The sequence below is a fragment of the Methylobacterium sp. WL18 genome (genome assembly GCF_008040015.1).
GTDB lineage: Bacteria > Pseudomonadota > Alphaproteobacteria > Rhizobiales > Beijerinckiaceae > Methylobacterium > Methylobacterium mesophilicum.
On sequence record NZ_VRVD01001118.1, the window covers coordinates 1 to 822 of the forward strand.

1 protein-coding gene is annotated in these 822 nt (G+C 73.0%); it reads right to left on the bottom strand.

The genetic code is table 11. From position 1 onward, the window contains the following. The coding region (locus tag FV228_RS31260) for a transglycosylase SLT domain-containing protein (protein ID WP_147857923.1) at positions 1 to 822 on the bottom strand (822 nt) is incomplete at both ends.

Consider the following 822-nt stretch of genomic DNA (forward strand, 5'->3'; position numbering starts at 1 on the left):
CGTTGGCGGCGGTCTCGGTCTGGGCCGGCGCCCTGTCGACGGCCGCCGCCACCGCGGCGACACCCTGGTAGCGGGTCAGGCGTCGATCGATCATGTCGTCGATCCGGCCGTGCAGCTCCGCGACCGTCAGGCTGCGGCGCTTGCCGCCGGACTTCTCGGTGAACAGGCTGCGGTTGGCCCGGGCGGCGCTGCGGAACTCGCGCCCCGCCACCTCGTCGGGCTTCTCGGAGGAGAGCGACAGGAAGCGCCCGGCGCTGGCGCTGCCCAGGAAGTGGGCGAGGTACAGCTCCGTGGTGGTGAGCGTCCGGCCGACCCGGGCCTCGATCCGCTCGCGGTCGCGCTTGATCAGCTCGGCCGCCATCAGGGCGGCGATCCGGGGATCGTTGCGCAGGTTGAGCACGCGGGCCCGCATGGAACTCGCGACGGTGATCGCGGAGCCGCGGCCCTTCACGGCGGCGGCCTCTTCGTCGAGGCCGTAGCGGGCGCCGTAATCGCGGATCATCTCCAGCCAGGTGCGGGCGACGAACTGGAACAGGCCCTGCGCCGAGGAGGTCCCGGCCTTGGCCTCCGTGTCGAAGCTCGATTCCTTGTCGGCAAGCGCCATCATGTAGACCGGGTCGACCCCGGCTTCGTCGGAGGCCTTCACGATCGTGTCGACCACCTTGCGCGGCACGCTGCGCTCGCCGAACCGGACGGCGTCCTCGCCCTGCTCCTGGGTGACCCGCGGCAGGCTCGCGAGGTCGTCCTGGATCAGCGCGGCGGTCGCCGGCTCCTGGTCCTCGACGGGGAGCCCGGTCCAGGCGGCCGCGCCCTCGGCCGGCG